Here is a 7,573-nt window from a genome sequence, read left to right on the forward strand (position 1 = left end):
GCTCACTTTTCCGCCGGGTGGAAAGCAAACGTCCCGCAGCGATTGCTCGCTGCGGGACGTGAGTCCAGGCGCGAAGTCTCAGAACAATTGAGTGAACAACCAGTACAGGCTGCCTGACAGCAGGATCGCCGCCGGCAAGGTCAGCACCCAGGCCATCAGCAGGTTGCGGATGGTCTTCATCTGCAAGCCGCCGCCGTTGGCGACCATGGTTCCGGCCACGCCCGAGGACAGCACATGAGTGGTCGACACCGGCAGGCCGAACATGTCGGCGGCGCCGATGGTCAGCATCGCCACGGTTTCTGCCGAGGCGCCCTGGGCGTAGGTCAGGTGGGTCTTGCCGATTTTCTCGCCGACGGTCACCACGATGCGCTTCCAGCCGACCATGGTGCCCAGGCCCAGGGCGATGGCCACCGCGATCTTTACCCACAACGGAATGAATCGCGTGGAGTTGTCGATCTGTTGCTTGAACAATTGCAGTTTGCCGTTGGTGTCGGCGTCGAAATTGCCGACCTTGTTCTTGTCCATCAGGCGAATGGTTTCGCTGCTCAAATACATGTCGTTACGCACGTTGCCCACGGCCTCGGCCGGGACTTTCGACAGCGAGCCATAACCCTTGACCTGGGTACCGATGCTGCCGGTCAGCGCAGCAAGCGCCGGCACCAGTTGCGGGGTCGCTTCCTTGCTGCGCACGTATTCGGACAACACCGCGCGCGGGTCGGCCGGGGCCGGCAGGGGAGCCGCCTTGACCAGCGCTTGCTGGGTCACTTCGGCGACCGCCGCGAACTGCAACGCTTGATCAGCCGGCATGGTGCGGTTTAGTGCGTAAGCCATTGGCAGCGTGCCCACCAGAATCAGCATGATCAGGCCCATGCCTTTCTGGCCGTCGTTGGAACCGTGGGCGAAGGACACGCCGGTGCAGGTCACGATCAACAGGCCGCGAATCCACCATGGCGGCGGGGTCTCGCCTTTAGGCTCCTTGTACAGCGCACGATTCTTCACGAAAGCGCGCAGGGCCAGCAACAGCAGCGCGGCGCAGCCGAAACCGACCAGTGGCGAAAGCAGCAGCGCATAACCGATTTTGGTGGCCTGGGCCCAGTCCACACCGCTGGTGCCGTCGCGGCCGTGCATCAGGGCGTTGGCCACGCCGACGCCGATGATCGAACCGATCAGGGTGTGCGAGGACGATGCCGGCAGACCCAGCCACCAGGTGCCGAGGTTCCACAGGATTGCAGCGATCAACAAGGCGAAGATCATTGCGAAACCGGCGGACGAGCCGACTTGCAGGATCAGCTCCACCGGCAGCAGGGCGATAATGCCGAACGCCACCGCGCCACTGGACAGCAGCACCCCGAGGAAGTTGAAAAAACCGGACCAGACCACCGCAACGTTCGGCGGCAGCGAGTTGGTGTAAATCACTGTGGCCACCGCGTTGGCGGTGTCGTGGAAGCCGTTGACGAACTCAAAGCCCAGGGCGATCAGCAGCGCCACGCCGAGCAATAGAAACGGCGTCCAGGTAGTCACCACCGTGCCGAGTTCGTTCATGTCGTGCATCAGGCTGTAAGCGGTAAACAACAAGCCGATGGCCAGCACGGCAAAAAACACCACGATGGTGAGCAAGCCGGGTTTTTTGTCGAATTGCGGTTTGGCACTACTGGCGGGCGCCGGGGCGGCGGTGAAGGAGGGCGTAGCCATCACGGACATTCCTGAGGAGGGAAGGAGTATCAGTGATAATCGTTGCTAATTGTTACAGGGAGACTGCTTTGGATCAGTGTTTGGGTTTTTTGCAGCCCGCTGATCTGAATCGGAGCAAACACCAAGACCGACGCTGACCTGTGGCGAGGGAGCTTGCTCCCGCTCGGGTGCGCAGCAGCCGTATATCTGATGAGCGCGGTTTACCTGATTGACCGCGGTGCCTGGTTTTAGGGTCGCTTCGCAACCCGGCGGGAGCAAGCTCCCTCGCCACAGGGTGTTAGCAGACGTCAATAATCCTGCTGCTTGCGAAACGCCCAGCGTCCGGCGATCACGGTAAAGGTCGCGACCAGCGCCACCAGGATCCAGAAACCTTCCGGATCACCGGCCAGCGGAATGCCGCCGACGTTCATGCCGAAGAAACCGGCGATGATGTTGATCGGCAGCGCCAACACCGTCACCACCGTGAGGGTGAACAGCGTACGGTTGGTCTGTTCGTTGATGTTGGCGGCGATCTCTTCCTGCAACAGCTTGATCCGCTCACCCAGCGCTGTGAGGTCGTTGATGATCAGTGCGAACTCTTCAGTGGATTTGCGCAGTTCCTTCACGTCTTCCTTTTGCAGCCATTGCGGCGGCCGGTTGAGCAGGCGCAGCAACGAGCCCGGCTCCAGCGCCAGCAGCCGTTGCAAACGCACCAGCACCCGACGATTGGCGCCCAGTTCCGCGCGGTTGGTCGACAGGCGCGAGGAGAGCAATTCGTCTTCGATCTGATCCACGCTCTGGCTGGTCTTGCGCACGATCTGGGTCAGCACTTCACCCTGGTCGCGCAACAGATGCACCAGCAACTCCAGCGGGGAGCGAAAACATTCCCGGGCCTTCACCGACGAGCGCAGTTTGTCCACCGAGTGCAGCGGTTGCAGGCGGGCGCTGATGATCAGCCGGCTGCGGGCGCACACCCACAGCGTCGAGACATCCGACGACACCAGGTTGCTGAGGTTGAACACCACGTCGTTGACCACCGCCAACAGCGCCGAATCGACATGCTCGATGCGCGTCGAGCGCGAACCCTCGTGCAGCGCTTCGAAAAACTCCTCGGGCAATTCCAGATGACTTTTCATCCAGCGCTCGCACGCGGCATGGGCGAGGTTCAGGTGCAGCCAGAGAAATTGCTCGTCGCTTTGCGGTTGTTGCAGGTACTGCAAGGCCTCGGCGGAATTGATTTCCCGACCGGCCTCACCGGGGCGAAAACTGAAACCGTAAAGCAGGCCGAACAGATCCGTGTCGCGATGGCTTTGATCGATGCTGTGGTTCATGAGGACTCGCAAGGGGAGGGCTCTATCGCTCTTATGTAGCAGCTGGCGAAGCCAGCGTTCGGCTGCGCAGCAGTCGTGAAATCAGGCAATGCAGTTCCATTGGAAGACCGCGTGTTCAAGTTGGCGACTGCTGCGCAGCCGAACGCAGGCTTCGCCAGCTGCTACAGGACACTTACAGGTTCACTTGAGCGGCATCATCGCAAGCCTGAATGACGTTTTTGTGACAGGAAAATAACGCCAAAAAACTGCTCTACCGGCGGTCGGAATGCTCTCAAGAACTGCTCTGGCACGCCGATCACGCTTGGGTTAAGTCGCGCGCCGCAGGCCTCGGCCGAGACCGCAGACAGGGAAGTCCGGACACCTTTCACGCCTTACCGGGGCGTGCCTCATTCCTGTCATGAGTACCATCCGATGCTTTTGCAAAAGTCCCTGAGAGCACAAATTCTCGCCCTGCTGAGTGGCAGCCTGCTGGCGATGCTGTTGATCGCCCTGGCGTGCTTTCACTTCCTGTCCAGCGGCGTGCAAAGCTACGCCAATCTGATCGAAGGTCCGTTGCATACCTCGCAATTGATCGATGAAGCCAACCTGCAATTCAAGGTGCAGGTGCAGGAGTGGAAAAACGTCCTGTTGCGTGGCAAGCAACCGGCGGACCTGAGCAAGTACTGGGGGCAATTCGAAGACCGTCAGCGCGATGTGCAAAACATCCTCGGCGAACTGGCCGCACAGAAAGGCATCGAGCCACAACTCAAGAGCCGCATCGAGCGCTTGCGTGACGAGCATCGCCAATTGGGTGCGGCCTATCAGAAGGGCCGGGACGCGTTCGTGGCAGCGGGTGGCGATCCGACGGCGGGCGACACGGCGGTCAAGGGCGTGGACCGCGCGACCAGCGATCAAATGAGCGAACTGGTCAGCGAGCTACGCAAGCAGGGCGCCGAGCAATCGACACTGATCAGTGCCAGTGCCGATCGCACGGTGTTGCTGGGGATCGTCGTGATGCTGGTTTCGGGGCTGCTGATCGGTCTGCTGAGCCTGTGGCTGGTCAACCGCAACCTGGTCGAGCCGATCCGCAAACTGATCGAATACGTGGCGCAACTCAGCCAGGGCCGTATTGCCGAGCGCGTGGCCAGCACCCGTCAGGACGAGTTGGGCAAACTGGCGATGGCCGCCAACACCCTGCGCGATTTCCTCGCCGAAACCTTCAGCCGTTTGCAGCGCAGCGCGTCGGACCTGGACAGCGCCAGCGGTGAGTTGAACTCGATCGCCACCGTAATGGCCGGCGGTACCAACGAGCAGTTCAACCGAACCGACCAGGTGGCCACGGCGATGAACGAAATGTCCGCTACCGCACAGGAAGTCGCCCGTCATGCCGCCGAAGCGGCGCGGGCCGCCGACGATGCCGACCAGTCTGCCCAGCAGGGCGAAAAAGTCATGCAGGGCACCATCCACACCATCACCCGGATGCGTGGCGAAATCGCCAACACCGCCACGGTTATCCGCCAACTGGAAACCGACAGCGGGCGCATCGGCAAGGTCCTGGAAGTGATCCGCGGCATCGCCGAACAGACCAACCTGCTGGCGCTCAACGCGGCCATCGAAGCGGCCCGAGCCGGTGAGGCCGGACGCGGTTTCGCGGTGGTGGCCGATGAAGTGCGCAGCCTGGCCCAGCGCACGGCGGCGTCGATCATCGAGATCAACCAGATCATCCAGACTGTGCAGACCGGTGCAATCGAAGCGGCCCAGGCGATTGAAAGCGGTCAGGCGCGCAGCGAGCAAAGTGTCGAACAAGTGACCCAGGCCGGTGCCATGCTCGAGCGCATCACCCTGGCCGTGGAAGCCATTCGCGACATGAACCGCCAGATCGCCACCGCTGCCGAAGAGCAAACCTCGGTGGCCGAAGACATCTCGCGCAACCTCACCGAGATCACCAGCATCGCCAGCACCAACCTGGACAACGTGCAGCGCACTGAAGCGGCAAGCCACAACCTGCACGGTTTGTCGGGGCAGTTGAACGAAGTGACGGCGCGCCTGAGCGCTTGAATCCAGGACGCACAAAAGCCGCACGACTTCTCAATCGTGTGGCTTTTGTGTGTTTCGGGATTAAGTGTCCTGTTTGTTTTTCAGGACCTTGCCGTTGGAGGCATCGATGTCCACGTCCCACTCGACGTTCTTGGCGTCACGCAGTTCGATTTCGTACTCGTAACCATTGAAGTGGTTGTCCAGTTCGGTTTTGGTGATCGTTGCACTTGGGTGCAGATCCAGCGCGATCTTGTTCAGATCCTCCAGCGGCTTGATCTTGCCGTCCTTGACCAGTTGCGGGATCTCATCGACCCGGACATCGGCCTGGGCCAGGCCCGTGGTGAGGGTCAGGGTTGCAGCGGCAAGTAAAGCAGTCAGGGTCTTCATGGGCGTCTTTCCAAGGGTGATCTGTTCAAGTGGGATCAGGCTAGCTTGTGTAACTTAATCCACCCTTAAAACCCCGACATGTCCTGCATCAATCCCTGTGGGAGCGTGGCTTGCCCGCGAAAGCGGAGTGTCAGTCAATGTGGATGTTGAAGCGGATGGCCCCTTCGCGAGCAAGCCCGCTCCCACAGGTTTTGCGCAATTCTGGATCAGTAGCCGTTGTTCTGTAGCACCTGCGCCACGCTCGCCGCCGCCGGGCGTTTATAGAACTTCAACAACTCGCTGGCGCGATTGGTGAAAATACCGTCGACACCGGCGTCCATGACTTTCTGGTAATCCACCGCATCGTCGATGGTGTAGACGTGCACCAGCAGGCCCTGATCGTGGGTGTACTGGTTCATCCACGGTTGCACCAGGTCCGAGTAACTCTGGTCGCCACCCTGGGTCAGTGCGGCGGACGGGCCGGTGCCGATGGCGCCCTGGGCCTTGGCGTAGTCGACCCAGCGCTGGAATTCGGCGTTGTCTTTCGGTTGTTGTGTGGCGTAGTAAGCGGCCTTGTCCTTGGCGCCGGACTCGGCAAAGGTCACCTTGGACTTGGGCTCGATACTGCCTTCACCGACCCACAACAGCAGGATCTTCGGCACCTTCGGCATTTCCTTTTGCAGCAGCTCGAGACTGCTCTTCTCGAAGGTCTGCAGGACCACCTTACCGTTGCCTTGGCCAACCGCCAGCTCGTTTTTCGCCGGTTTCGATTCGCTCGGGTTCAGCCAGCCGCGGGACTGGAGTTGCTCTTTCAGGTCATGCTCGATACCGGGAAACTGCTTCGGCTCCTTGGTCTCGATGTACAGGCCAGGCTTGTGCAGCGGGTTGCCCTGGGCAATGTCGATGATTTCATCGAGGGTCAGAATCTGCAGACCAGCGAAGGCAGGACGCGCACGATCCGGGTACGCGGCATTGAACCAGCTGCCTGCATCCAGGGTTTTCAACTCAGCCATGGTGAACGCGTTGGCCGGGCTGTCCTTGCGCTCGGGGAATTTGCTGGCGACATCGGTGGTGCGTTGCAGGTTGTTGTCGTGCAGGGCAAACAGTACGCCATCCTTGCTGCGTTGCAGATCCATTTCCAGATAATCGGCGCCCAGGTCGCGGGCCAGTTTGTAGGCGGCGGCGGTGGACTCCGGCGCATCGAACGATGCGCCACGGTGAGCGATCACCGCCGGATGCGGAATACCCAAGCGGGTTGCCAGTGCCGTGGGACCAGGTTCGCTGGCGGCCTGTGCCTGGCCGAAGCTGAGCAACAGGCTTAGTAACAAGGCGTTTTTAGTAAACGTTGCAGGCATGGTCGAGATCCTTTCGCAATGAATGTGCGCTCCCTTTTAACAACTGATCATTGCAGGCGCTATCGCGAGACCGACACAAACCTGTTTAAAGCTGATGTTCGTCAGCGTTTTCGTGCGCTTGTTTGCAGTACGCTGGGGCCTGCACATTTCCCCGGCAGAGGGAAAACCATTCGCTGGCCCTGTGTGTAAATCATCGATCTATCGTGAGGTTTACCATGCGCACCACTTCCCGACTCATCTGCCAGGCTACCGACCAACTCAAAGGCTTCGTCGGCCTCAACCGCAAGACCGGCCACTACATCGTTCGGTTCAGCGAAGACTCGTTCGGTATGGACGTGGCGGACGACGGCATTATCCCTGCCAGCGAATTCGTCTGGGCCGCGGGTCCCGGGCAAACCATGACCCTCAAGCGCGAATTGATCCAGTTGCTGCTGGACCAGAACATCGATGACCGGATCAACATCACCGAGCCATTGCGGGTGTACATGAACCGGCGGGACGTGCCGGAGATTTCGGCGGTTCGCAGCCTGGTTCAGGGTTGAGTTCTAGCGGTGACTGATCTGGCCTCTTCGCGAGCAAGCCCGCTCCCACAGGTTTTTGTGTCGGGAACATATCTTGCGTACCCCCACACCCCCTGTGGGAGCGGGCTTGCCCGCGAAGGCGGCCTAAATATCACCGCATCATTTACAGGCTGAACCCGTAATCCCGCTCAACCCGACACACCCGTGTATGACACCGCGCATACCAGGTCGAACGCCCACGCTCGCGAATCGCCGTATGCTCCGGATGATGCTTCCACGCCAGAATCGCCGCCTCACTGGCCCAGTACGACAC

The 7,573-nt window shown here is 60.5% G+C and carries 6 protein-coding genes and 1 pseudogene; 2 read left to right on the top strand and 5 right to left on the bottom strand.

Annotated features, from left to right (window positions below; all coding sequences use genetic code 11):
- Window positions 1-78 precede the first annotated feature (78 nt).
- Together PMI28_RS18765 and PMI28_RS18760 are read right to left on the bottom strand one after the other, a co-directional pair.
- The gene (locus PMI28_RS18765) at window positions 79-1,692 is read right to left on the bottom strand and encodes an inorganic phosphate transporter (RefSeq protein ID WP_007985206.1); all 1,614 of its coding nucleotides are present in this window, start codon (window positions 1,690-1,692) and stop codon (window positions 79-81) included.
- Between the two features lie 287 nt (window positions 1,693-1,979).
- Entirely contained in the window at window positions 1,980-3,002 is a 1,023-nt protein-coding gene (locus PMI28_RS18760) for a transporter (protein WP_007985207.1), read from the bottom strand.
- Window positions 3,003-3,413: 411 nt separating this feature from the next.
- Between PMI28_RS18760 and PMI28_RS18755 the strand changes: the two genes are divergently transcribed.
- Window positions 3,414-5,039 (top strand): methyl-accepting chemotaxis protein, encoded by a 1,626-nt coding sequence (locus PMI28_RS18755; protein ID WP_007985209.1) that lies wholly within the window; start codon window positions 3,414-3,416, stop codon window positions 5,037-5,039.
- Window positions 5,040-5,099: 60 nt separating this feature from the next.
- Here PMI28_RS18755 and PMI28_RS18750 read toward each other — a convergent pair whose 3' ends face one another.
- Window positions 5,100-5,405 carry a PepSY domain-containing protein gene (locus PMI28_RS18750; protein WP_007985211.1) on the bottom strand — a complete coding sequence of 102 codons (306 nt, stop codon included), beginning with the start codon at window positions 5,403-5,405 and terminating at the stop codon, window positions 5,100-5,102.
- Between the two features lie 206 nt (window positions 5,406-5,611).
- Entirely contained in the window at window positions 5,612-6,739 is a 1,128-nt protein-coding gene (locus PMI28_RS18745; protein ID WP_007985214.1) for a glycerophosphodiester phosphodiesterase, read from the bottom strand.
- Window positions 6,740-6,954: 215 nt separating this feature from the next.
- On the opposite strand from PMI28_RS18745, the gene PMI28_RS18740 reads away from it, so the two are divergent.
- Entirely contained in the window at window positions 6,955-7,281 is a 327-nt protein-coding gene (locus PMI28_RS18740; RefSeq protein ID WP_007985215.1) for a DUF2025 family protein, read from the top strand.
- A gap of 142 nt (window positions 7,282-7,423) precedes the next feature.
- On the opposite strand, the pseudogene PMI28_RS31020 reads toward PMI28_RS18740, so the two are convergent.
- Window positions 7,424-7,573: pseudogene (locus tag PMI28_RS31020) on the bottom strand (antibiotic biosynthesis monooxygenase); the annotation flags it as partial.

This window comes from Pseudomonas sp. GM48 (genome assembly GCF_000282335.1).
Taxonomy (GTDB): Bacteria; Pseudomonadota; Gammaproteobacteria; order Pseudomonadales; family Pseudomonadaceae; genus Aquipseudomonas.